The sequence below is a fragment of the Microbacterium amylolyticum genome (assembly GCF_011046975.1).
GTDB lineage: Bacteria > Actinomycetota > Actinomycetes > Actinomycetales > Microbacteriaceae > Microbacterium > Microbacterium amylolyticum.
The window spans coordinates 1,721,141-1,745,638 of record NZ_CP049253.1 but is presented as its reverse complement, the minus strand read 5'-3'; the positions used below and the strand labels follow the sequence as shown (position 1 = coordinate 1,745,638).

General features: G+C 64.1%; 22 protein-coding genes and 1 pseudogene. 10 read left to right on the top strand and 13 right to left on the bottom strand.

Annotation, left to right across the window (positions count from 1 at the left end; genetic code table 11):
- Positions 1 to 41 precede the first annotated feature (41 nt).
- The 3 genes from G6N81_RS08485 to G6N81_RS08475 all read left to right on the top strand — a co-directional run bounded on the left by G6N81_RS08485 (position 42) and on the right by G6N81_RS08475 (position 2,608).
- Positions 42 to 557 carry a VOC family protein gene (locus G6N81_RS08485; RefSeq protein ID WP_206527859.1) on the top strand — a complete coding sequence of 172 codons (516 nt, stop codon included), beginning with the start codon at positions 42 to 44 and terminating at the stop codon, positions 555 to 557.
- Positions 558 to 632: 75 nt separating this feature from the next.
- A complete protein-coding gene (locus tag G6N81_RS08480) occupies positions 633 to 1,517 on the top strand; it encodes an ABC transporter ATP-binding protein (RefSeq protein ID WP_165135588.1) in 885 nt (294 codons plus the stop codon).
- On the top strand, positions 1,514 to 2,608 hold the full coding sequence (locus G6N81_RS08475) for an ABC transporter permease (protein ID WP_165135585.1): 1,095 nt from the start codon (positions 1,514 to 1,516) through the stop codon (positions 2,606 to 2,608). Before G6N81_RS08480 ends, G6N81_RS08475 begins: the two co-directional genes overlap by 4 nt.
- Positions 2,609 to 2,748: 140 nt before the next feature.
- Here the strand turns inward: G6N81_RS08475 and G6N81_RS08470 are convergent, their stop codons facing one another.
- On the bottom strand, positions 2,749 to 2,973 hold the full coding sequence (locus G6N81_RS08470) for an HNH endonuclease (RefSeq protein WP_241244930.1): 225 nt from the start codon (positions 2,971 to 2,973) through the stop codon (positions 2,749 to 2,751).
- A gap of 235 nt (positions 2,974 to 3,208) precedes the next feature.
- Here G6N81_RS08470 and G6N81_RS08465 point away from each other — a divergent pair, with 235 nt between their 5' ends.
- The gene (locus tag G6N81_RS08465) at positions 3,209 to 3,796 is read left to right on the top strand and encodes a nitroreductase family protein (RefSeq protein WP_165135578.1); all 588 of its coding nucleotides are present in this window, start codon (positions 3,209 to 3,211) and stop codon (positions 3,794 to 3,796) included.
- Between the two features lie 55 nt (positions 3,797 to 3,851).
- Here G6N81_RS08465 and G6N81_RS08460 read toward each other — a convergent pair whose 3' ends face one another.
- The 3 genes from G6N81_RS08460 to G6N81_RS08450 form a co-directional block, all read right to left on the bottom strand.
- Positions 3,852 to 5,978 carry an ATP-dependent Clp protease ATP-binding subunit gene (locus tag G6N81_RS08460; protein ID WP_165135575.1) on the bottom strand — a complete coding sequence of 709 codons (2,127 nt, stop codon included), beginning with the start codon at positions 5,976 to 5,978 and terminating at the stop codon, positions 3,852 to 3,854.
- A 77-nt stretch (positions 5,979 to 6,055) separates the two neighbouring features.
- Complete coding sequence (locus G6N81_RS08455; protein WP_165135572.1) at positions 6,056 to 6,493, bottom strand: iron chaperone; 438 nt, start codon at positions 6,491 to 6,493, stop codon at positions 6,056 to 6,058.
- A 101-nt stretch (positions 6,494 to 6,594) separates the two neighbouring features.
- Entirely contained in the window at positions 6,595 to 7,581 is a 987-nt protein-coding gene (locus G6N81_RS08450) for a GlxA family transcriptional regulator (RefSeq protein ID WP_165135569.1), read from the bottom strand.
- A gap of 82 nt (positions 7,582 to 7,663) precedes the next feature.
- Here G6N81_RS08450 and G6N81_RS12830 point away from each other — a divergent pair, with 82 nt between their 5' ends.
- Positions 7,664 to 7,795 carry a hypothetical protein gene (locus tag G6N81_RS12830; protein ID WP_277602639.1) on the top strand — a complete coding sequence of 44 codons (132 nt, stop codon included), beginning with the start codon at positions 7,664 to 7,666 and terminating at the stop codon, positions 7,793 to 7,795.
- Between the two features lie 58 nt (positions 7,796 to 7,853).
- On the opposite strand, the gene G6N81_RS08445 is transcribed toward G6N81_RS12830, so the two are convergent.
- On the bottom strand, positions 7,854 to 8,222 hold the full coding sequence (locus G6N81_RS08445; protein WP_241244929.1) for a MerR family transcriptional regulator: 369 nt from the start codon (positions 8,220 to 8,222) through the stop codon (positions 7,854 to 7,856).
- A 50-nt stretch (positions 8,223 to 8,272) separates the two neighbouring features.
- Between G6N81_RS08445 and G6N81_RS08440 the strand changes: the two genes are divergently transcribed.
- Positions 8,273 to 9,118, top strand: a complete 846-nt coding sequence (locus tag G6N81_RS08440; protein WP_241244928.1) for an aldo/keto reductase — start codon at positions 8,273 to 8,275, stop codon at positions 9,116 to 9,118.
- Positions 9,119 to 9,340: 222 nt separating this feature from the next.
- Here G6N81_RS08440 and G6N81_RS08435 read toward each other — a convergent pair whose 3' ends face one another.
- The 3 genes from G6N81_RS08435 to G6N81_RS08425 are packed head-to-tail and all read right to left on the bottom strand — an operon-like array spanning position 9,341 to position 11,553.
- Positions 9,341 to 10,342: an IS481 family transposase gene (locus G6N81_RS08435; RefSeq protein WP_165135566.1), complete on the bottom strand. Its 1,002-nt coding sequence runs from the start codon at positions 10,340 to 10,342 to the stop codon at positions 9,341 to 9,343.
- Positions 10,343 to 10,352: 10 nt separating this feature from the next.
- Positions 10,353 to 11,102 carry a MerR family transcriptional regulator gene (locus G6N81_RS08430; protein ID WP_165135506.1) on the bottom strand — a complete coding sequence of 250 codons (750 nt, stop codon included), beginning with the start codon at positions 11,100 to 11,102 and terminating at the stop codon, positions 10,353 to 10,355.
- Positions 11,103 to 11,112: 10 nt separating this feature from the next.
- Positions 11,113 to 11,553 (bottom strand): VOC family protein, encoded by a 441-nt coding sequence (locus G6N81_RS08425; RefSeq protein WP_241244927.1) that lies wholly within the window; start codon positions 11,551 to 11,553, stop codon positions 11,113 to 11,115.
- A gap of 153 nt (positions 11,554 to 11,706) precedes the next feature.
- Between G6N81_RS08425 and G6N81_RS08420 the strand changes: the two are divergent.
- The 4 genes and pseudogenes from G6N81_RS08420 to G6N81_RS08405 form a co-directional block, all read left to right on the top strand.
- Positions 11,707 to 12,894, top strand: a pseudogene (locus G6N81_RS08420) (ISL3 family transposase); the annotation flags it as partial.
- 301 nt (positions 12,895 to 13,195) lie between these two features.
- Positions 13,196 to 14,266, top strand: a complete 1,071-nt coding sequence (locus G6N81_RS08415; protein WP_165135560.1) for an IS110 family RNA-guided transposase — start codon at positions 13,196 to 13,198, stop codon at positions 14,264 to 14,266.
- A 225-nt stretch (positions 14,267 to 14,491) separates the two neighbouring features.
- On the top strand, positions 14,492 to 14,881 hold the full coding sequence (locus tag G6N81_RS08410; protein WP_165135557.1) for a hypothetical protein: 390 nt from the start codon (positions 14,492 to 14,494) through the stop codon (positions 14,879 to 14,881).
- Between the two features lie 63 nt (positions 14,882 to 14,944).
- Positions 14,945 to 15,553 (top strand): PadR family transcriptional regulator, encoded by a 609-nt coding sequence (locus tag G6N81_RS08405; protein WP_165135554.1) that lies wholly within the window; start codon positions 14,945 to 14,947, stop codon positions 15,551 to 15,553.
- Here G6N81_RS08405 and G6N81_RS08400 read toward each other — a convergent pair.
- The 5 genes from G6N81_RS08400 to G6N81_RS08380 all read right to left on the bottom strand — a co-directional run bounded on the left by G6N81_RS08400 (position 15,493) and on the right by G6N81_RS08380 (position 24,498).
- Complete coding sequence (locus G6N81_RS08400; protein WP_165135551.1) at positions 15,493 to 16,206, bottom strand: 4'-phosphopantetheinyl transferase family protein; 714 nt, start codon at positions 16,204 to 16,206, stop codon at positions 15,493 to 15,495. The two genes, G6N81_RS08405 and G6N81_RS08400, sit on opposite strands and share 61 nt — an antisense overlap.
- Complete coding sequence (locus G6N81_RS08395; protein ID WP_206527858.1) at positions 16,179 to 16,895, bottom strand: thioesterase II family protein; 717 nt, start codon at positions 16,893 to 16,895, stop codon at positions 16,179 to 16,181. The genes G6N81_RS08400 and G6N81_RS08395 overlap by 28 nt, the downstream gene beginning before the upstream one ends.
- Before the next feature lie 67 nt (positions 16,896 to 16,962).
- Entirely contained in the window at positions 16,963 to 17,694 is a 732-nt protein-coding gene (locus G6N81_RS08390; protein ID WP_165135548.1) for an ABC transporter permease, read from the bottom strand.
- Entirely contained in the window at positions 17,684 to 18,619 is a 936-nt protein-coding gene (locus G6N81_RS08385; protein WP_165135545.1) for an ABC transporter ATP-binding protein, read from the bottom strand. The genes G6N81_RS08390 and G6N81_RS08385 overlap by 11 nt, the downstream gene beginning before the upstream one ends.
- 59 nt (positions 18,620 to 18,678) lie before the next feature.
- Positions 18,679 to 24,498, bottom strand: a complete 5,820-nt coding sequence (locus G6N81_RS08380) for a type I polyketide synthase (protein ID WP_165135542.1) — start codon at positions 24,496 to 24,498, stop codon at positions 18,679 to 18,681.

Genomic DNA, 24,498 nt, shown 5'->3' with positions numbered 1-24,498 from the left:
GGGGCCATCCTGGTGCGACAGACCACGCGAAGGAGATCATCATGTCCACGAACGTGTTCATCAATCTGCCCGTGTCCGACCTGGACCGCTCTACGGCGTTCTACCGAGCACTCGGCGCAGAGATCGAGTCCAACTTCTCGGACGAGAACGCCACCTGCATCCGGTGGGACGAGAACGTCTTCTTCATGCTCCTCACCACCGAGTTCTTCTCGACGTTCACCGACCGGAACGTTGTCATGCCGTCGGAGGGCACGCAGGTGTTCACATCGATCAGCCGCGACTCCAAGCGTGCCGTTCGCGACGCCGTCGACATCGTTCTGGAGCACGGTGGCACGGTCAACCAACCGTTCGCCGACCACGATTTCATGGTGCAGGCCTCGATGGTCGACCCAGACGGCCACATCATCGAGTTCATGTGGATTGATCCGAACGCGGCGACGGAGGATGCGGACGTATCCGACGACGAGCCCGCCTACGAAGAGGATCACGTTCGTCCCGACGCAAACGATCCTGTTAGCGATGCTGAAGAGGAGGGGTGGCCGGCAGCCCCGCGGTAATCCGCCGTACGGGTGATCCCGTAATCCGTCGCATGGGGGAGGTGCCGGGCGCTCGCGCTCCGTAGCGTCGGTGTCATGCTCGAACTCACCGGGATTACCAAACGCTTCGGCGAACGCACGGCTCTCGACGACGTCTCCTTTCAGGTGGCGCCGGGCCGCATCACGGGTTTTGTCGGCGGAAACGGCGCCGGCAAGTCGACAACGATGCGCATCATTCTCGGCCTGCTGTCGAAAGACGGTGGCGATGTCACCCTCGACGGCGTCCCTCTGGGGGCCTCGGCGCGTCGCAACTTCGGGTACATGCCGGAGGAGCGCGGGCTCTATCCGCGCATGAAGGTGCGTGAGCAGATCGCCTACTTCGCGCGACTTCATGGCCTGGGCAAACGCGAGGCCGCAGCGCGAGCGGAAGAGTTCCTCGTGCAGCTCGGCCTGGAAGAGCGGATGACGGACTCCCTGCAGGATCTGTCACTCGGAAACCAGCAGCGCGCGCAGATCGCTGTTGCTCTCGTGCACGATCCCCGGGTTCTCATCCTCGACGAGCCGTTCAGCGGCCTCGATCCGATGGCGGTCGATGTGGTTCTCGCGGTTTTGCAGGATTTCGCCGCTCGTGGATCGGCCGTGCTGTTCTCCTCGCATCAGCTCGATCTTGTCGAGCGCCTGTGCGATGACCTCGTGATCATCGGCGGAGGGCAGGTGCGCGCGGCCGGTCCGCGCGACCAGCTGCGTGAGGAGCACTCCAGTAACCGCTATCAGTTGGTGTCCTCTGGTGACACCGGTTGGCTGCGTGAGGAACCCGGCGTCGAGGTGATCAGCTTCGACGGCGGCAATGCCATCTTCGATGTCGATAGCGCGGACACTGCTCAGCGTGTGCTGCGGCGGTCGGTGGCTGACGGTGACGTCGCGAGCTTCGCCCCACAACAACCATCCCTGGCACAGATCTTCAAGGAGGTCGTCCGATGAGCGCCCAGAACCCCGGCGGGCTCACCCTTCCGCAGGCCACGGCGCTCGTCGCCGAACGGGAAATTGTCGACAAGCTCCGCTCGAAGGCGTTTCTTGTCACAACGACCATCCTCGTCCTGGGCGCTATCGCTGCCGTCGTCATTATGAGCTTCCTCGCAAACCGCGATTCGACGACGTCCGTGGCGACAACACCCGACGTGGGCAACGTGATCGTCGGCGTGGACGGTTTCGATGTGACACCCGTTCAAAACCGCGAGGCGGGGGAGGAGCTTCTGCGCGACGGAGACGTCGATGCCCTGATTACGGGCGGCGCAGGCAACACCGGTTTCACGGTTGTTGCACTCGATTCGGTTCCGCAAGACGTGGTTCTGTTGCTTTCGCAGCAGCCCGACGTGGAGTTGCTTGAGGGTGATCCGGCCTCCACCGGCATGCGAATGATCCTCGGCATCGGTTTCGGGGTCGTGTTCATGATGGCCGGAATGACCTTCGGCGCTCCCGTCGCGTCCAGCGTTGTTGAAGAGAAGGCCACGCGAATTGTGGAGATCCTTCTCTCGGCGATCCCTGCCCGGGCACTCCTCGCCGGAAAGGTTCTTGGGAACACCGTGATCGCGATGTCGCAGATTCTGCTGCTGGTTGTTGCGGTGGCCATCGGGCTCATCGCCACCGGGCAAACGGATGTGCTCGCAACCCTCGGCGCCCCGGTACTGTGGTTCGCCGCGTTCTTCCTGTTCGGCTTCGTTCTGATCGCGTCGATGTTCGCGGCCGCCGGTTCGATGGTCTCGCGCTCGGAAGACGTCGGCGCGACGATGACGCCGATCATGTGGATCGTCATGATTCCGTACTTCGTGGTGATCTTCTTCGCCGAGAACGCCGTGGTGATGACCGTGACCTCGTATGTGCCGTTCGGTGCCCCGGTCGCCATGCCCATTCGCCTGTTCTTCAACGAAGCCCAGTGGTGGGAACCTCTCCTGTCGCTCGTGCTGCTGGTGGCGACGTGCGCCGGAATCGTCACCCTCGCGGCGAAGATCTACGAGAACTCTCTGCTGAAGATGGGCTCGCGCGTGAAACTGCGCGAGGCTCTCGCGAAGTAGGACCACAACCACCGCGGCCGGACGACTCGGGGAGCAACGTCCGGCCGCGGTTCTCTGCTGTCGATCGTGGGCGCGGCGCGCCTTTACCCCGCTACGGGCATGCCGAAGCGGGGTAAAGCACGATCACCCAAGGATCCAGATCAGGTCGATCTCGCCCGTAGGGGTTTATCCCGGGCGTGGTTCCTCACCGGCCGGTAGATGCGGCGCCGGTCGACCCACTCCGGTGCTTTGACATACGGTCTACCGTGTCTCATCTGGATCTCCCACCCGCTGGTGTCCAGCCGGTGGTGATGATGCCAACACAGCAACACCCCGTTATCGGTATGCGTCGGGCCGCCCCGAGAGTGTTCGGTGACGTGATGCACTTCGCACTGCGACGCCGGAACCGGGCATCCCGGGATGATGCACCTACATACCGTCTCGGCGCGAGGGCCCGCTGGGCGAAGAGCATCTTCGCGTCCGACAACCAGCCCCACCGGATGGCACTGTCCGCGTCACATTCAAATTCATCGGAATAGACTGTTTGCCGCGCGGGTTCACCTCCCGTAGCGGGCAATGGCGCCCGCCTGTCACCTTCCGATCCCTCTAGGAGCGAAAATCATGGGCGCCACAACGCTGAACCGCACGGCAACAACCGACCACCCCGTTCTCGATGTGCTCGCAGAGCGCTGGAGCCCCCGGGCATACGACGCCGAGAACACCATCGACGAGCAGAAGCTCGCGAGCGCACTGGAAGCGGCCCGCTGGTCGCCCTCGGCCTACAACCTGCAGCCGTGGAAGTTCATCGTCGCTCGCCGCGGAACCCCTGAGCACGCCAAGGTGGCCGACGCTCTCATCGAGTTCAACGCGGCGTGGGCTCCGGCGGCCGCCGTTCTGATCGTGGCCGTCGCCGTCACGGCAGACGCTGATGGTCGCGAGATCCCCGCGGCGATCTATGACCTCGGTCAGGCCGTCGCACACCTGAGCGTGCAGGCGCACTCTGACGACCTCATCGTGCACCAGATGACCGGCTTCGACCCCGCCGCGATCTCGGCGTCGTTCGCGCTGCCGGACAACGAGCGCCCCTTCACGGTGATCGCGCTGGGCGAGCTGGGCGATATCGACGCCCTGCCCGAGGCAGCGCGTGAGCGTGAGCTGGCTCCGCGGGTGCGCAAGCCGATCGCGGACACGCTGATCGTCAACGCATAGCGACTACGCAGAAGGCGGGGCCGGAACAGGTTGTTCCGGCCCCGCCTTCTGCTGTTTAGGAAACGAGCACCAGCTCGGACCCCTCGGCAGAGACATCCACCTTGACGGTGTCGCCGTCGCGCACGCCGCCCGCGAGAATCGCACGCGCCAGGCGGTCCTGGATCTCTTTCTGGATGAGGCGGCGCAGCGGGCGCGCGCCGTATACCGGGTCGTACCCGCGTTCGGCCAACCAGGCCCGGGCATCCGGCGTGACGGCCAGCGTCAACCGGCGATCCGAGAGACGCTTCTGCAGGTGATCGACCTGCAGTTCGACGATCTGCGCAAGGTCATCCTGGCTGAGAGCCTGGAAGACGACGATGTCGTCGAGCCGGTTGACGAACTCGGGCTTGAACGAGCGTTGCACGAGCGCCAGCACTTGCTCGCGCTTGGTGTCGGCAGAGAGCGTCGGATCAATCAGGATGGGCGATCCGATGTTGCTTGTGAGAATCAGGATGACGTTCTTGAAGTCGACCGTTCGGCCCTGGCCGTCGGTCAAACGTCCATCGTCCATCACCTGCAGCAGCACGTCGAACACCTCGGGGTGTGCCTTTTCCACTTCGTCGAGCAGAACCACCGAGTATGGGCGCCGACGAACTGCCTCTGTCAGCTGGCCACCCTGGTCGTATCCGACATATCCCGGAGGGGCGCCGACCAGACGCGACACCGAGTGCTTCTCGCCGTATTCGGACATGTCGATGCGCACCATGGCCTGGTCATCGTCGAAGAGGAACTCCGCGAGCGCCTTGGCCAGCTCGGTCTTACCGACGCCCGTGGGCCCGAGGAACAGGAACGATCCGGTGGGGCGGTTGGGGTCGGAAATCCCGGCACGCGATCGGCGAACGGCGTCCGACACAGCTGTGACGGCCTCGCGCTGGCCGATCAGGCGCTTGCCCAGCTCATTCTCGAGGTGGAGGAGCTTTTCGGTCTCTCCCTGAAGCAGACGCCCCACGGGAATACCAGTCCATGCCGCAATCACTCCGGCGATGTCCTCGTCGGTGACCTGATCGCCCACCATGCGCTCGTCGGACTGCTCCAGCTTCTCGGCCTCGGCCAACTCGCGTTCGAGAGCGGGAATGTCGCCGTACAGCAAGCGGCTGGCCTGTTCGAGCTTTCCCTCACGCTGGGCGCGGTCGGCGTCGATGCGTGCCTGATCGAGCCGCGTTTTCAGATCGCCCACCTTGTTCAGCGATGCGCGCTCGGCCTCCCACCGGGCCTGCAGCTGCGTCAACTGCTCCTGCTGCTCGGCAAGAGTTTGGCGCAGGGTCTCCAGACGCTCTTTCGAAGCGTCGTCTTTCTCCTTCTTCAGCGCGAGTTCTTCGAGATTCAGGCGGTCGACGTGGCGGCGCAGCTCATCGATTTCGAGGGGCGCGGAGTCGATCTCCATCCGCAGCCGGCTGGCGGCCTCATCGATCAGGTCGATGGCCTTGTCCGGCAGCTGACGGCTGGGGATGTAGCGGTGCGAGAGGGACGCAGCGGCGACGAGGGCGGTGTCGTTGATCGTGACCTTATGGTGCGCCTCGTAGCGTTCCTTTAGCCCACGCAGGATGGCGATGGTGTCTTCGACGCTCGGCTCACCCACGTACACCTGCTGGAAGCGTCGCTCGAGAGCCGCGTCCTTCTCGATGAACTCGCGGTATTCGTTGAGGGTGGTCGCGCCGATCATGCGCAGCTCACCGCGGGCAAGCATCGGCTTGAGCATGTTCGCGGCGGCGACGGATCCTTCTCCGCCTCCGGCGCCCATCAGCACGTGGAGCTCGTCGATGAACGTGATCACACGGCCGTCCGACTCGGTGATCTCCTTCAGGACGTTCTTGAGGCGCTCTTCGAACTGCCCGCGGTACATGGCACCGGCCACCAGGGCGGAGATGTCGAGAGCGATCAGCTCTTTGTTCTTGAGGCTTTCAGCGACGTCACCGGCAACGATGCGCTGGGCAAGCCCCTCAACGACGGCGGTCTTGCCGACGCCGGGCTCACCGATGAGAACGGGGTTGTTCTTGGTGCGTCGCGTGAGCACCTGGCTGACGCGGCGAATCTCGCTGTCGCGCCCGATCACGGGGTCGAGCTTGCCACTGCGGGCGCGCTCAGTGAGGTTAATGCCGAACTGCTCGAGCGCACTGCGCTCGTCCTGTTGACTCTCCGCCATGCTGACCTCCCGAATCTAAACTTGAGTCGAACTGACTCAACTTTATCACGGTGTGGTCACCGGAGGAAGGGTTGCGCTCAGCTCACGGCTCGACGGACGAGTTCGCGGATCCGTTTTTCGGCAGCATCGGTCATATCGATCACGGCGAACGACGTGGGCCACATCTCGCCGTCGTCGAGGTTCGCGGTGTCGTCAAAGCTGACCGTGCCATAGCGGGTGTCGAACTTCGAGGCGGGCTGGTAGAACACCAGAACCTTGCCATCGCGGGCGTACGCGGGAAAGCCGTAGAAGGTCTTTGGCTCGAGGTCGGGCGCCTCCTCCGAGACAATCGCGTGCAGCCGCGCCGCAACCGCACCGTCGACGCCGTCGAGTTCGTCGATCGCCGCGACACAGGCTTCCAGCTCGCGAGCGAGCTTTGCCGCGCCCTTCAGCCCCTTCGTGGAGCGCAGCTCATCCGCGCGCTGCTTCATCGCAGCGCGCTCGTCGTCGCTGAATCCGCTTTTTGTCTCGGCCATGGTGACCCTTCCTCTTGGTTATTCGAATCGTGCACATCAGACGCTACGGCGAGAGAACAGCCCGCACTTCTCGATTCCTGATCACTTCGCCGCACGTGCATCTATGCGGCGGGAGCCATGTCCCCGCGCGTCATAGCGGTGCCACAGAATCGCTCTCGGTAGGCAGTGGGCGTGAGCCCCAGCACGCGGGCGAAGTTCTGCCGCAGCACGGCGGCCGATCCAAAACCGCTGTCCGCGGCAATCAGATCAAGCCCCCAGTCCGTTCGCTCCAGCAGTCGCTGCGCGTGCATCACGCGCTGACGCCCCAGCCACGCCGCCGGCGTCACGCCGTAGTCGGCCTTGAAGCGGCGCGCGAACGTGCGCGACGACATGTGGGCGCGCGCCGCCAGATCGTCAACGCTGAGGTCGTCGCGCAGCCGGTCAAGCGCCCAGTCGGCCACCGGCGCGAGCGAAAGCGCGTGGTGCTCGGGCAGCGGGCTGTCGATGAACTGCGCCTGGCCGCCATCTCGGTGCGGGGCCACCACCATTCGTCGGGCGACAACGTTGGTCAGCTCAGCGCCGATTTCTTGGCGCAGGAGGTGCAGGCACGCATCGATTCCCGCGGCCGTTCCCGCGCTCGTGATGATGCGGTCGTGCTGCACATAGAGAACATCGGGGTCGACGTCGATGGCGGGGAAGCGCCGGGCCATCTCGTCGGCGTACATCCAGTGGGTCGTTGCTCGTTTTCCGTCGAGCACCCCCGCGGCCGCAAGTGTGAAGGCGCCGCTGCACACCGACAGCACCCAGGCACCGCGCGCGACGGCTTCGCGAACGAGGTCGAGAACCCGCGGATCCGCGCCGAAGCGGGCCAGAGGCGGGGTCGAAACGATGACGATCAGATCGGCCTCTTCCGCGAACGAGAGGTCGTTTTCCACCTCGATGCGGAAGCCGATCTTCGCCTCGACCATGCCGGGCTCGGGAGTGACGACCCGGAAATCGAAGGAGGGCACGCCCTGCTCCGAGCGGTCGAGAGCAAAGGCCTCGCACACCACGCCGAACTCGAATGCGGTGAACCCTTCCTGCAAAACGCAGGCGACGGTGCGGATCATGGAGCCTCCTTGGCAGGATTCCTACGACAGTTGAGGATCCAGCCACTCGTGGCAGGATCGCTTCAACCGTAGCGTCTCAGCCATGATCATCACAGGCATCGTTCTCATCACCCTCGCCGTGACCAGCCTGGGCGCAACCGCCATCCTCGGCCCGCGCGACGGCTACGGCATGCGCCGTCACGGCACGGACGACTGGCCACACGGGCCGTGTTAGGGGTTACGAAAGCTGCCCAGTGAAGCCCGAAGAACCTGCACGTACCCTTTGGCCCGAATCAGAGCCTCCGTCGCTCCTCCTCATACCAGTCGAGCTTCTCGTCGAGGCGGGTGCGCCAGCGATGCAGTTGCTCGATCTGCCTGTCCACGGCATCCGCATGCTCGCGGAGCAGGGCGATGCGCTGGAGGATGGTGTCCGGGTCACGGCAGAGCTCGCCGTAGCGCCGGAGACGTTCGATCGGCATGCCGGTGTCGCGGAGGCAGCGGAGGAAGTCCAGCGTCGACAGGTCGCCGTCGCTGTAAACGCGACGGCCGCCAGGAGTGCGGGCGATGGGCGGAAGAATGCCCTCGCGCTCGTAGTAGCGCAGGGTGTCGATCGAGAAACCGCTGCGCTCCGCGGCCTCGGCGGGAGAGTAGCTCGTCATCATGTCACGATAGTCCTTGACCTAGAGCGCGCTCCAGGTTGCAGGCTGGGCGCATGACGAAGAACAGCACCTCTGAGCTCCCTATCGCACCGAGCACGCCGCTGGTGCTCGGTGCGATGGCCTTCGGCACTCGGGTCGACGAAGATACCTCCTTCGCGCTCCTTGACCGTTTCCTCGAGCGCGGGGGTCAGTGGATCGACACGGCCGACTGCTATGCGTTCTGGGAAAGCCCCGACGGCCATGGCGGAGCGAGCGAGCGCGTCATCGGCCGCTGGCTCGCGGCGCGACCCGGTGCGCGCGAACGCGTCCTGCTCTCGACCAAGGCGGGTGCTGAGCCGCTGTGGGCGGGTTCCTGGCCGGAACACCGCGCGGGTCTGAGCAGGCGAGCGATCCACGACGCCGTCGCCGGGAGTCTCCACCGCATGGGCACGGAACGCATCGACCTGTTGTGGCTGCACCAGGAGGACCGCGCGACTGCGATCGAAGAGAGCATGGACGCGATCGCCGAGCTGACGGATGCGGGAACCGTGCGCCGGGTGGGCGCCTCTAACCACCCTGCGTGGCGGGTCGAGCGCGCCCGCGCTCATGCGATCGCCCGAGGCACCGCCCCGATCGACGCCCTCCAGCTCAGCGCGACCTACCTGCGTCCCCGCCCCGGCACGCGGCCCGAAGGGGTCATCCACCCCTTCGGCGTCCTCAGCGACGAGCAGCACGACTACGCCCGTGCGCACCGGCCGGATCTTTGGGCGTACTCGCCCCTCATGTCCGGTGCGTACGACCACCCCGGCAAGGCGATCTCCGAGGCCTACGACCATCCAGGCAGCACCAGGCGCCTAGCGGTCCTCGACGATGTGGCGGCCGAGCTCGGGGGGAGTCGCGGACAGGTGGTTCTCGCGTAGCTCGTCAGCCACGGCATCGGGCCCATCCTCGGAGGCAGCAAGCTGCACCAGCTGGATGCGGCACTCGACGCGGCCGCCCTGGAGCTGAGTCAGGAGCAGCGCGAGCGCCTCGACGCGGTGCGCTGAGCGGGAGGCTGCGCATTCGCCGATGTATTGGCCGGATGAATCGAAAGTGGCGCATCGCGTCAGCGAACCGCGTTCGTAAGGTCCGGGGCGGTACGTCTAGGTGTATGAGGCCAGGACGTTGTTGACGCGTGACGGTGTAGCGGATGCCGGTGGCTGCTTGCCGTGTGCGCCGTGAGGTCGGTGGTAGTTGTAGTGCTGGTTCCAGATCTTGAGCGCGGCTGATCGCTCGACTTCTGATCGCCAGACGCGGGCGTAGAGGAACTCTTCGGCGAGGATCCGGTTGTAGCGCTCGATCTTGCCGTTGTGGCGTGGCGTGTAGGGGGTGATTCGCTGGTGTCGACTCTCGCCCCTCGCGTCGGTGAAGGCATGCGCGCGGTAGCACGAGCCGTTATCGGTCACGATCCGCTCGATCCGGGTGATGCCGTGAGCGGCGAACCATGCTCGTGCGCGGTCGAGGAACTCGACTGCGGTCGCGGCCTTCTCGTCCTGCAACGCTTCGGTGTAGGCGAGCCGAGAGTATCCGTCGATCGCTGAGTGCAGGTAGACGTAGCCAGTCTTCGCGCCGCGCTTCTTCGCTCTTGCGACTGCCTTGTCCTCTGCGCTGCCCTTGCCGTGAACGCGCCATCCACCACCGTCGGGGATGCGGCCGGTCTTCTTCACGTCGATATGGACCATGTGGCCTGGCCGCTCGGCGATGATCGTCTGCGGCTCGCGGTTCGTGTCGCCGTTCGGGTCGATGAACTTCCGGTGGCTCAGGCCGAGCTGTCCGAGCAATCGAGTGATCGTTCGGCGGCTGACCGGGGTGCCGCCCTGTTGGAGCTCGAAGGCGATCCGCGAGGCGGACCATTTCTGATCGCGCCTCATCGCCTCGATCTTCTTCACGATCCGACCTGGTGTCGCTGTGGGTTGCCGCGCAGGGGCGGACGAGCGATCGTCGAGGCCGAGTTCGCCATAGCGTGCTTGGCGGTTCACCCACTTCGATGCTGTCGCGCGAGAGATGCCCATCTCGGCCGCGACGTGCGCGATCGGGCGGGTTCGGCAGCGCTCAACGAGTCGACGGCGTCCCTCCGGCGTCAGCGGAGCGTTGCGGTGAACCATCGCCCAGTCCTCATCCGAGGTTGGTTCTGATCCAGATCCGCATCGCTTCTCGGATCGTTGCTGCGTTGTGCTCTCCACCATAGGTCGCGGCAAAACGAGCATCGGCGACATACAGCTCGGAGAGCCCGGTGTAGGCCTCGCGGTCGGGTGCCTTTCCTCCCCAGTAGGCAGTAACCCACCGGTGGTGCTCCGCGATCAAATCCTGGAAGCGTGCGCTGCTGGGGTCTTCGTCGGCCTCGGCTGCGGCCCGAAGCGCCGCATTGACGTCGAGGCTCTCCTTGTCGTCTTCGTCGCGCTGTTCCTCGGTCATATCGGCGCGACGCTTCGCGGTACGTTCCCACGCCGCATCTCCCCAGCGGGTGCGCACCTCGGCCTCGTACTGGCTCTGATCGACTCCGGCGAACACTTCTTCAATGGGCATTGCTTGGCCTTTCCTCACCGCGTCGAGCGTGTGGCGGACGATGGTGATCTGCTGGTTGGTTCGGTCTCTGCGCTCTTCTAGAAGCGTCAGATGGGTCTCGATCGCGTCAGCGAGCGATGTGTGGTCATCGAGCGCGAGTTGGATCGTGGCAAGCGGGAGCTCGAGCGCACGTAGCGACAGGATTCGGTAGAGGCGCGAGATCTCGCCCTCTCCGTAGAAGCGGTAGCCATTGCCGGCCACCCGTGAGGGGCGGAGAAGGCCAATCTGCTCGTAGTGTCGGAGCGTCCGGCTAGTAAGGCCAGTCGCCTTGGCGAGGTCTCTGATCGGCCACTCCGTCATCGTGCTCTCCTCAGCGCTCGTTCCCGATCACAGGCGTGGCCCCAGGGACCTCGAAGTCCCCCGTGATCTGAGCGCTCGCCCATTCGCGCGCCGCGGCCTGATCCGCCATACGGGGCACAGTCAACGTGACCGTGTTCCCATCGCGATCCGTGAAGGTGACGTCGGTCGTGAACCACGCCGTATCGACCGGCCCCGTGACTTCCGCGCCCGACGACCGAAGACGTTCAGCGACTTCCCCCAGATCAACTTTCCCCGCCGCGAACGACGCCGACACCGATCCGCGCACCGCTGCACCTTGGGTCATGAGGATGTCCTGGTTCCTCTCCCTGCGCAGATGCACTAACGCAGGCTCGCCACCCGGGCCAGGGACCGTCGCGAGAGTCACGAACCCCGCAGCCGCGTAGATATTCTCCGACACAGTGAAGTCACTGACCACGAAGTTCACGAACATCGGCATCACGTAGATGGACCGGTCGATCGCCGGTCCGCTGTGGCTCTTCGTAATTGGGGGTGTAGACGTGGTGTCCGGAGTGGCATCGAGGAAAGGGGGTCGAGGCCTCTCGATGATGGAAGTTCTCACACTGCCCATCCGAAAGACCTCGACGTGTCCAACGCTACCTTCTCCGCCCCTGATCTGACCACGTTCTGCCGTCTTGATGAGCTCGGCCTCGAAGCCATCGGACAGCTCATCGAGCCCGACCGGACGATCATCGAGTGCCGAGTGACGGAGCCCGATCCGTGGTGTCGTCGTTGCGGAGCCGAAGGCGTTCCTCGAGATACCGTGACCCGGTTGCTCGCGCACGAACCGTTCGGGCATCGCCCCACCACGCTCAAGATCAGGGTGCGCCGATACCGGTGCTCGTGGTGCCGGACAGTATGGCGTGAGGACACCAGCACGGCTGCTGGCGAACGGGCGAAGATCTCCCGCGCCGGAGTCAGATGGGCGCTCGAAGCGCTCGTGCTCGACCACCTCACCGTTGCTCGTGCGGCAGCGGGCCTCGGGGTGTCCTGGCATACCGCGAACACCGCGATCCTGGACGCCGGCAAGCAACTCCTGATCCACGACCCACACCGCTTCGATGGGGTCACCACGATCGGCGTGGACGAGCATGTGTGGCGGCACACCCGCCGAGGCGACAAGTACGTGACCGTGATCATCGATCTCACCCCCGTCAGGGACAAGCGCGGCCCGGCCAGGCTGCTCGATATGGTGCCGGGCCGCTCGAAACAGGTGTTCAGCGACTGGCTTGCCGCGAGAACCCAGGCCTGGCGTGACGGGATTCAGGTCGTTGCGATGGACGGGTTCACCGGGTTCAAGACTGCGTCCAAGCAGCATCTGCCCGACGCTACCGAGGTGATGGATCCCTTCCATGTGGTCCAACTCGCCGGCGACGCACTCGACCGGGTGCGGCAGCGGGTACAGCAGGAAACCCTGGGGCATCGCGGGTGGCGGGGTGACCCGCTTTACCAAATCCGCCGCGTGTTGCGCACGGGCGAAGCATTCCTGACCGAAAAGCAGCAGACCAGGCTTGATGCCGTGTTCGCTGACCCTGCGCACGCGGATGTGTGGCGGGCCTGGCGGGCTTACCAGCAAGTCGTCGTCGCGTATCGAGAGAAATATGGCGGGCTCGGGCGGAAGCGGTTACGTGAATTGATCGATACGTTGAAAGCGACGACCCCGGCCTGGCTTACCGAGTTGCGCAGACTCGCGTACACGCTTGATCGGCGCCGGGCAGACATCCTCGCGTACTTCGATCACCCGGGCACCTCGAACGGGCCGACCGAAGCGATTTGTGAGTCTGGCTCTGGCTGATCTGGGATCGGCTGGTCAGGATGGATACCGGTCGTATCGAACCGGGTGTGACTCTCGAAGCAATTGGCCCGCAGCTTGCGGTGTCTTCCCGTTGAATTGTCCGCTCGGTGCGGCGCGGCCGGCGCCGTCCGGCCCACCTCGGTGACCTCATCAGGAGACTGCCCGACCCTCCGGTCGTGGCCCATCACAGATTCGCCCCGAAGTGACCTCTTCCCGGACCGGCGCCGGCCGTTCAGCGACCGTGACCATGTCCGTCTCGAGGAGAGGAGCGTCGATCGCCATGGCTATCGTCGCGCATGCTCGTCCGTTCGTCATCGGCGTGGACACCCACGCCCGCAACCACGCCGTCTCAATTCTCGCTTGCCCGACCGGCGAGATCGTTGATGAGGCCCAGTTTCCAGCTACCGCCGCTGGCCTGTCTCGGGCCGTGTCGTGGGCCGGGCGCCGCACTGGCGGTGACGTCACTGTGCTCTGGGTGATCGAGGGCACCGGTACCTACGGTGCTCGTCTGCGCGCAGTAGCCGCGGACAACGGATACACGGTCGTCGAGGCTCCGCGGATAAACGCCCGCGCGAACCGCACGATCGGCAAGTCTGACCCGCTCGATGCACGCCGTATCGCTGCTGCAGCCCTCCCGCTGCACGAGACGCAGCTGCGCGAACCGCGCGCCGACGACGGCGTCCGCGCGGCAGTCAAGGTGCTGCTCGCCTCTCGCGACCACATGAGCACCGAGCGCACCGCGACGATCAACGCGCTTACCGCGCTGCTGCGCGTCGTCGACCTCGGCATCGACGCTCGCCGCCCGCTCACCCAGGCCCAAATCGACGCAACTGCCGCATGGCGGGCCCGCCATGAAGCCCTCGCCACAGCGACCGCACGTGGCGAGGCCACCAGGCTCGGCAAACGGGTCGCTGCGCTCGACAAGGAGCTCAAGGACATCACCAAGCGCATCACAGACCTTGTTCGCCAGAGCCCCGCTGGTGGCCTGCTCGACCAGCCCGGCATCGGCCCGGTCACCGCCGACGTCGCGTTGACGTCCTGGTCGCATCTGGGTCGGATCAGATTCGAGGCTGCGTTCGCCAGCCTCGCCGGCGCCAGCCCAATCCCCGCGTCCTCGGGCAACACCGTGCGGCACCGCATCAACCGCGGCGGTGACCGCCGTCTGAACCGCGCCCTCCACATGGCCATCGTCACTCGCATGCGCATGGACCCAAGAACTCGCGCCTACGTCGAGCGCCGCACCGCTGAAGGACGCACCCTCCGCGAAATTCGTCGCTGCCTGAAGCGATACCTCGCCCGCGAGATCTACCGCCACCTCACCACCGCAGCCCGCGCCCAACTCGCCGCTTGACAAACATAGGAGATTCAACGGGAGGCTTGAGCACCTCCGCGGGTCAGCGCTTGGGTTTCGGAACCTGGCCCACTACATCGTGCGGTCGCTGCTCGAGACCGGCGGGTTTAGACCACTTCTACACTCCCAATTACGATGAGCCATATTGCGCATCGATATGTCGCGGTACTATATTGATAGTGCCCGCCAGGGTTGTGACCACGTCCAACAGCGATCCTCACGGAAGTGCCCACTCAGATGCAGCAAACAGCCACCATCATTGCCCTAACCACCCTCACCTTCCTCGCTGCGGTGCAGATCCTGGCCGCGTGCGGCCTCCCCGTTGGCAGGCTCCTGTGGGGCGGTGCGAAACGCGTCCTCCCCGTCGGCATGCGGTGGGCGAGCGTCGGCGCTGTCGTGCTCTACGGTGTCTTCGCGTACATCCTGCTGGTTCAGGGCGCCGACCTCCCGTTGAACGGCTCCGGGTTGATCATGGTGCTGTCGTGGGCACTCTTTGGGTACCTCGTGCTCGCGACCTTCGGCAATCTGCGCTCACGGAGCAGGGCCGAGCGATATGTCATGGCACCCGCATCGGCCATCCTTGCCATCGCGACGCTCATCATCACGCTGACCTAGGCTGAGCCACGCACACGAGTGGCAGAAGCCGTGTCCCTCCGATAAGTTCGGACAATGCGCTACATGATCCTCGGGCTGCTTCTCGGCGGACCGCTTTCGCTATATGACCTGCACAAGAGATTCACCGCCGGAATGGCGCAGTTCTACAGCGGCAGCATCGGGGGCATCCGACGGGCTCTGACGCAACTCGTCGCCGCAGGCTGGGCGACGGTAGAAGACGCAGAGGACGGGCGGCGCGGAAAGCGCGAATACACCATCACGCCCGAGGGAAAGCAGGCATGGCGTGAATGGATGCAGGCACCACTTCCGCCCTCGTCTGACAGCGAGACGATGATCCTGGCCAAGGTGTTCCTGTTGGGATGGCTGCCGGAGGATGAGCGCGTTGTCACGATCCAGGCGCTTCATGATCGAGTATCAGAAGATGCGAAAGATATCGACGCTCTGCTGCAATCGGTCGACTCGAACGATATCGCCGCAGACGAGCGCGACGTCTTCGACTTCCAGAGAGCGACGCTCGAATACGGTGCTCATGCGCATCGGCTCCTCGGCGACTGGCTGGCGGCGCTGGAAACGCCCGGCAGCGTAGGTGCCGCCGCGGCTCGGGCCTCAGTTCAACAGAATTCGAGCAGCTCCGCAGCAGTTGCCGACTCGATGCAGACCGCGTCGCGCTGATCATGGCAGAGGGCGAGTACATACTGCCCCCAGTCACGCACGTGCATCGACGGTGACGAGTCGCCAGCGCCGTCGATGACAGCGAGCTGTTCACCGTGCACCACGCTGAAGTCGCGTAACGGCAAGCCCAGCCCGACGCCGAGGTATTTGATGTAGCTCTCTTTGAGCGTCCACACCCGTGTGAAGCGCCGTGCACGCTCGACAATGTCACCGCCTTCGACATAGTCACGCTCATCGGGCGAGAATATCTTCCTCAGATCAAGTCCTGGACACATGACAGCCTCGACGTCGACGCCGAGGTTCTGTGCCGATACCGCACATACGACGCGGTCACCCGCATGCGAGACGTTGAAGTGAAGCGCCGCACCGGGCAAGAACGGCTTGCCATGTTTGCCAGCCGATAGCCGGTGCTCTCCGGCGGGATCTTCGCCCGAGCGTGCCAGGGCGCGTCGGATCAGCGCACCCGCGACATGACTGCGCCGGCGATCATCAGCAAAGCGATACCTCGCGGCTCGTTCCCGGCGCGCTGGAGCTATCGCTCCCGCGATTTGACGCTCGACGTCGTCTGTCAGCTTCGCGAGGTCGAAGGTGATAACGGTCACGTTCGCCAGACCGATAGCCGTGGTCACACGGTCTGTGGCCGGCGCTGCCATGCGAGGTTGATCCGAGACTCGATAAGTGCAGCGATCGCCTGACGATGTTCGTCGATGAAGAAGTGACCGCCGTCGAATTCATGCACTTCCACGGGCCCTTCCGCGTACCAGGGCCATTGCTCGATCTGCACTTTGTCAGAGCGCCCTTCCAAGAGCACGAGTGGACAACGCAGCCGCTCAAACTCGGTGTCCTGGTACGTCGACAACAGCCTCAGATCCGCCCGGATTGCCGGGGCGAACCATTTCATGAAGTCTGGATCGGCCAGGCTTGCTTCGCTGATGCCCCCGTAACTGCGCAGGACGTCCTTCATCGACTCGTCGGTGGCCAGGTCATCCGCCCGGGTGAATCTGCTCACGCTCGGCGATGACGCTCCGGAACTGAAGAAGACCAAGGGTGGGCCGAAACGCTCCTGTGCGATCTTCGCGACCTCATAGCCGACGACACTGCCCATGCTGTGGCCCCAGATGACGTACGGGCGCGAGAACACCGGTCTCAGCTCCTCGACCAGGTCAGCGGCGAGCTCTCGCACGCTCCCCGGCATCGGCACGGCGAGCTTCTGCTCGCGCTGCGGGTATTGTGCGACCGTCAGCTCGACGCTCGTTGTGAACGCCGCACGCCACCGTCCGTAGTACAACCGGCCCGCACCAGCGTGCGGGAAGCACACCATCGGAACTTTTTGCTCATGCATGTCGATCCTTTCGCGCTCCAGGGGCGGCGGTGATGTCAGCACCGCAGCCCCTGGCGTGCTGATTCTGTTAGGCCCGCTCAAGGAACCGCGCGGCTCCGAAGAAGCCGATCAGCGCCCAGACGCCGAGAATGATGTAGCTGATCGGATCTGCGCTGAACACGGACTGCGCCAGTGCCGTACGCATGACCTCAGCCATGTGGTACAGCGGCAGCCCCATGTGCACGACCTGCAGCCACTCCGGCAGCCGATCGATCGGAAAGTTGATCGGGGTGAACATAAGAGCCGTGAACGCGATGACCTGAGAGAGCGCCATCGAGAGCTCGGCGGGCATGACGAACGAGTACCCGTATCCGATACCGAAGCACGACGCCACGACGAGAATGAACACCGGAACGATCGTCCACGAGATGTCATATCCCGGGTTGAAGACCAGGTTGGCGACGAGGATCGAGATTGCGATCGCCGGAACCGTGATCGCAGCCCAGATGGTCACGTCTGCGATCAGGAAGGACTTTCGGCTCGACGGCAGCGCCTTGATGAAGTCGATGTAACCCGACATCTTCGCGCCGGCGTTCTGCATGGGCACTGTCACCAGCGCCGTCATGACCAGCACGATCGTCGGCGCACCGGTAGCAAGATAGAGCAGCTGAGTGTCGTCTTGCGCTGGCATCAAGAACGAGAAGCCAATCACGACGCCGAGTGCGATGATCACCATGATGATCGCGAACACGACAAGATAGCTACCCTGTTTACGCAGCTGGAGCTCGAAGATCGTGCCCAGTTGATTCTTAGCGGCCACTGGTGGCTCCTTCCTTGCTCGACAGGACGTCGATGTAGATGTCTTCCAGCGTGACTTCGGTGAGCGCATAGTCGCCGATTCGCCGCTGGGCTGATTCCTCAGTAGCCCAGGCCAGTGCCTCAGCCGATCGCTCGCGGGTAAAGGTGACGGCGAGCTCCTGCTCGCGTACCGTCGCCTCCTCTGCCCAGGCGAGCAGAGGTGCGTCGAAGGCACTGTCGATGACGGGGGCGATCAGCTTCATGCGCCCCTGTCCTTCGGCGGCCTTGATCGTGCTCGCGTCTCCCTGCAGGAGCACGCGTCCCTCGTCGAGGATCGCGATCTTATCGACCACGCCCTCTGCTTCACGGATGCTGTGCGTCACCAGCAGAACGGCTGTGCCGTCGTCGGTGAGCTCTCTGATGGCAGACCACAGCAGGCGACGGCGTACCGGGTCGACGTCGTTCGTCGGCTCATCCAGAATGACCGCGCGTCCGGGGCGAATCGCAGCCATGCAGAATCCGGTAAGACGCAGGACGCCGCCGGAGAGCTTGTTGCCCTCGACGTCCGCCCACTCGCGGATGTTGAGAGCATCCAGCAGCGCGTCGGTTCGTTCGGTTACCTCGGCGTCACTGGCGCCGCGCAGCTTTCCCATGATGCCCATGGCAGCACGCGGTGTGAGCTCGCCGAGCGGCGTCTTCGACTGCGGCTGAACCGAGCACAGATACCGGCCACGATTGCGGTTCTTGACGATGTCCTCACCGGCGATTCGGATCTCGCCCGAATCAGGCTTCAAGAGCCCGAGAAGCTGGTTGACAAGAGTCGTCTTGCCCGCGCCGTTGTGACCGAAAAGGCCGTAAACCTCTCCTTCTTCAACAGAGAAGCTCACGTCCTGGTTGGCGACGCGTGTCTTTCCTCTGCTCTTGTATGACTTGGTTACGTTTTCCACATTTATCAATGTCATTGATTCTTCCCTGATGTGTGTCGGGCAGTTGGTTGGTCGATCGGTTACGGTGCGTGGATGTCTTCGCGCAGCGCCTCCACCTCCTCGAGGAGGATGCCGTGCAATTCATCGGACGGAACATCCCAGCGGGTAAGAAAGAGCAAATCGAGGCGCGTTCCCGTGGTCTTCGCGACGCAGTAGAAATCGGCGTAGTCGAGCTTGTCCTGCTCGGTCGACAACTGATCGAGGGTCATGTCCCAGATCTCGTCGTACTCGGCTTCGAGGTTTCCGGCGTAATTGAGCATGCAGGTCTGCGAGTTCCCCTTGGGCTTGACCGACTTGGTCGCAGTGAAGACCTTGCCGAACTTCATCATGAGCCGAAGACTCGAGAACAGGTTCAAGAAGTGAATGTTATGCCTGTCCATCAGGCGGAACTTCTCTTGCACGATGTCTTGCGCCGAGGCGTGCGAACCGCGCTCGGCCGGAACGACAACGGGAACGCTGCCGATCATCATGCCCATCATGTCTGAGTAATCGCGTCCCTCGTACTCACGCGCTCGAAACAGTACGTCCAGGGCGACTTCATCAACCTCGAGAGTTCGAGCGACGAGTCGGGAATACAGGTGCACGACCGCGGCGAACGGATCGATTCCCGAACCGTCCTCGTCACCGCCGAGGTCGGTGGAGAAGCGCAGCTGGCGCACTTCCGCGGTAAGCCGCGACGCCGACCGCTCCTGAATCTGCTTCGCGCCGCTCGTCCAGCGCTCCAACTCGAAGCGCTCGACGATCTCGTCCGCTGAGATATCGACAGGGCCCTTGGCGAACTGCTGCTGCAGGTGTCGATAGCTCACCGCAGCAGGCATGGCGGCAGTGGTTCCGGCGACGAGCTGTCGATAACGACGGATGAGGTCACTGCGCAGCACCTGCCCTGAGCCTGCGTCGAAGATCGAATGGTCGAACTGGAACAGGATGTCGTAGCTGCGCTCATGATGCTTGATCAGAACGGCTGTGTACATGGGCCGCCCGAGCACCTTGAAGTCGATCGTCCACTTGCGACGCACGAGCGCACGATGAATCTCTTGTGCTTCCTCGGGCGAGAACCTGGACAGATCGAGCAGCGGAAGAGCGAAGTCTGACGGCGGCTCGTGCTCTCTCCACACCATGCGTCCGCGTGATCGACCAAGAGCCATCCGCATCACGCCATGACGGCCAACCACGTCGCGCATTGCCTGGTTGAGGAGATCGATGCGCACGGGCTCTCGCAAATTGATGAGATACATCTGCAGCGGCGTCTTGCCCTTGAAGTGGTACTTCTGCACACCCGTAAGTGGGTAGCTCCACCGCACGGGCTTGGACGTGACCATTCGGCGCACGTCGTCTTGACGTCGATCGATCTCGTTGAAGACAGCGTCCAGCGAAGTGGCCGCTTCGAACGGCTCAGTCTTCACGACAGGAAGGTCCACGCCTTCTACGTCGCCCGTGTCCGTTGTGATCGGCCAGATCAACTCCGGCGTCTGATCGGGGCCGACGCGCAGATCGGCCAATTCCCGCATCACCCGTGCACGCTGCTGTTCGCTCGTTTCACCGGCGAGCAACACAAGCCTGCCGAACTCCCCGTCGTCATCGCGAGTGCGAGCGAACCGGCACACGAAGCCGACGTTGGCGCTCAGTTGCTGTTCGATCGCTGTGACCCCCCCCTCCGACACATCTTGTGACCCGGCTTGCTCGATGAGAAACGCACTCAGTTGCGCAATCGACGGATTGTTATGCACATCGCTGTCGAGCAGTTTGACGCCGCGCCCATCCAGCGCCCGAGTGAAGGTGGTCAAGCGCACCGAGTCGAGGCCGAGATCGAACACATCGGCACGCGGAGGGATGGTTTCGAGCCCCAAGAGGGTGCGCAGCTCTTCGGTCAGTACGCCGGCGATGTTCGCTCGCCCTTCGACGACGGTCTCGGGTTCGGCCGGTCGCGCAGGTGCCACGAAGGGGTCGTCACCCAGATAAGCGACGGGAATGCCCGATTCCGGCATCCGCGCTGCAAGATCGAGCACCGAGGCGGCAGCGCCATCTCCCAACAGCAGCACAACCGGAATATCCGCAGTGCGACGATGAAAGCTATTGAACCATTCGGTCGTCTCGCCGCTCCAACCGTCGACGGAAGCATCCCAGGCAGCTACCACGGTGACACGACGCTGCATCGGCACCGGCGGAGCCTGAAGCTGTGACCGCAGCTCACGCCCAAGGTCTGGAACACTGCCACCGGTCGTGCGCGGCCCGTCGTCCCACACGACGATCTCTCGATTTCCCGGACGATTGCGGATGCCGTCGACAAGAGCTCGCGCCAATGCATGGACGCCGCGCGCATGCACGGTGTCCCCCACCGTGCACCGCTCGTTAGTCACGCCGATGTCGGCTGTCGGACCCGGCACTGTTGCGTAGGGGACAATGTGAAACCGCCGTAGCGGATGCGTCGGCACGAGCGCGTTCATCGCCGCTGTGACCGCGTGAGCGGGGCACACGATGACGGTCGCGTCACTGACCGGGTCGACGTCCTCAAGCATCACGGGATGCAGCCGCACGATCTGACGACCGTCTGCACTGTGCCGCACGGCGATCTCCGGCTCTGCGCTGGAGTCAAGTTCTGCGAGCAACGCCGCGCCCAGTCCGCCATCGGCTTGCAATGCGGTGACGGCCACCGCGTGCTGCTCACGGGCAATACCCGCCGCCCACGACGCCGCGATGCTGTCGGCGGTGCCGTCGGGCGCAGCATCGGTCAGCGCCACTATACGTTCGTATGCCGGAGCCTCTTCCTCGTCGAGCAGGCGAAGAAGCGAGCGGGTCGATGCTTGCACGGCCTTGAAGTCACCGCTGGCGACGATCGCGTCGCCGTGCTGACGGTGCGCCTTAAGGTCATCGAACAGGCGGCGGATGTCACCGCTGTGATCGACGCGCACGTGGGCGCCGCCTGCCGGGTCGAATTGGTACGACGCTCCGAAGCGCACCGGGAATGCCCGCCAGTGCGGCACGGCATCGACGGCGGCACGAGCCCGATCATCATCGCCGAGACAGATAATCACTCGACCGCGCCCCTGTCTGTCCACCACTGGCGCGACCGTTCTCGTCCATTGGAGTTGACCGACCGTCATGTCGAGAGCCGCGCGCTGCGCCGGCCCGACGGCGGCTGATCCGCCCTCAAGCAATGCGGTGAAGCGGTCGACATCGACGGGGTACGGCGTGCGGTCAAAGGCGTAGAGCGGAAGCGCGACGCGCCGCACCGACCTGTCGGCGTGGAAGCGCGCCCAATCTGGCGCGACACCAGCCTCCCACATACGCCCGATTGCGCGTGCCAGGTGATGTGCGTCCGTCACAGTCTCTTTACGGTGTCGCAGCAGGTTGACCGCGGTGCTCTCCCCACCTGCGGCGATGCGCCGGACGAAAGAGCTCAGTACCCGCCCAGGTCCGAGTTCGAGGAAGACCGCGGGGCCATCCGCCAGCACGGTATCAACGTTCGCCTTGAACTTGACGGTGTTTCGCAGATGGGCCAGGTAGTAGCCGATGCGCTGTGCATCGTCAGCAGTGATCCAGTCGCCGGTCACATTCGAGGTGTAGCGCAGAGTCGGTGCGGACAGCTCGATCCCTTCCAAGCCGCGTGCGAAGTCGTCCAGCACCGCATCCATAGTGCGCGAATGGTTCGCACGTGGTGAGTCGATTCTCGAGTAGGTCAAGCCCTCTTCGCAGCGCTGCTCAAACGCGGCGATATCCGCCTCAAGGCCGGTGACGGTGATGTCTTCGGCTGAATTCTCAGCTGCGAGCTCGACTCCTGTACCGAGCAGTGGCTCGATGGCGGCAACAGAGGCCTTTACCGACGTCATCGCTCCGGCAGCGGAGCGCGCCATCATCGTTGCGCGCAGGTGCACAAGCCGAACGCCCGACTCATAGCTGAAGACACCGGCGAGGCAGGCTGCGGCAAGCTCACCCGCGCTATGCCCGATCATCGCGTCGGGCGAGATCCCCCATGCCATGACCGTGCTCGCGAGTGAGTACTCGGTCAGAAACAGCAGCAGCTGGGTATTGACGATGTCGGTCAGCAGCGCCTCGGCGGCCTCTCCCGTCTCAAAGAATGCCTGGCGCGGCTCCTCGACGCCTAGGCTCGCGCAGTATTCGAACCCTTCGTCCATGTTCGCGCGGAACACTGGTTCACTTTCATAGAGTCCGCGCGCCATTCCGGCGTACTGAGCACCCATTCCGCTGAAAAGGAAGACGATGCGGCGAGTCGGCGCGGCCGTCAGATCGTGTGCATCTCCCCCGGCGGCGACCGCCTCGTCCAGTTGCGCACGCAGATCGTCGAGTGAATCGAACGCGGTCGCAAACCGGTACGGAAGGTTTCGCTGGCGCTGCTGCAGCGTCCATGCGAGGTCTTGTGGACGCACATCAGCACCGGATTCGAGAAAACGAAGGAACGATTCCTGCGTCTGGCGAATCGCGCTCTCGGATGCTGCGCCGAGCACGAACGAATGCGCGTCACGCGCTTGTGCTGCGTCTGCGACGACGACGGGCGGCTCCTCCAAGATCACGTGCGCGTTCGTCCCCCCGATGCCGAACGAGCTGACGCCTGCGCGTACCGGCGACGAAGCCGTCGAATGAACTGCGAGATCGGTCGTCTCAGTCACGACGTGGAAGGGACTGCCTTCCGCGACGATGTTCGCGTTCCACTCTGTGAAATTCAGGCTACGCGGAGCAGTCCGTTCACTGACGACCTTGCAGGCTTTGATGAAAGATGTCACGCCGGCCGCGGTATCGAGGTGACCGATGCTGGCCTTCGTCGATCCGAGCCCAATCTGCCCCGTGGTCGTCTCACCGAAGGCTCGACGTAGAGCCTCGACTTCGATGGGGTCTCCGAGAGCGGTTCCTGTTCCGTGAGTCTCTAGGTAATGGATCTCTTGGGGAGCAACCTGCGCGACCCGATAGGCGCGACGGATCACCTCGGTCTGTCCTTCGATACTCGGTGCCGTGTAGCCCACCTTGCGGTGACCGTCATTGTTGACTGCCGAGCCTTTGACGACCGCGTAGATTCGGTCTCCGTCGCGCAGGGCAGCTTCAAGTCGCTTGAGGACGACGACGCCTGCGCCATTGCCCTCTACCGTTCCTGCCGCGTCGCGGTCGAAGGGACGGCAGTGGCCATCGGGCGAGTGAATCATGCCTGGCTGATACATGTAGCCGTTCTCATGCGGCAGCGTGAGCCCGCTGCCGCCTGCGAGGGCGACCTGGCACGCCCCGGTCCACAGATATCTGCACGCCATGTCGATAGCCACGAGCGAGGTCGAGCACGCCGAGTGCAGCGTCATCGCCGGTCCGGTGAGACCCAGCGTGTAGGCGATACGCGTCGCCGCGAAGTCTTTGTCGTTGAGCTGGGTTCCCGCGAAAGTCGATCCCGAGGGGATCACGTACTGCTGCAGCGAATGCGCCTCCCACGCGAGGTTGTTCGTTGCGCCAAGAAACAGTCCAACACCCTTGCCACGGCCCTCGGCGCTGTATCCGGCATCCTCCAGGGCGTGATAGACCTCCTCGTGCAGCGCGCGCACCTGCGGATCGAGCACACGTGCATCCGCCGGAGTGTAATTGAAGAAGCCAGCATCGAATGCGTCGAGTTCAGGAAACACACCGCGGGCGCCGACATAGTCGGCTTGCGAGCGAATCTCCGACGGTACACCGCGATCACGTAGTTCTTCGTCGGTGAAGTGCGTGATCGCGTCGACGCCGTCGATCAGGTTGCCCCAGAACTCGTCCACCGTCCGCGCACCGGGAAAACGACCCGCCATGCCGATGACGGCCACCTCCAGTCCGGTCGTCGGCGAAGTCTCCTGTGCGCGTGCCAGATCGGTCAT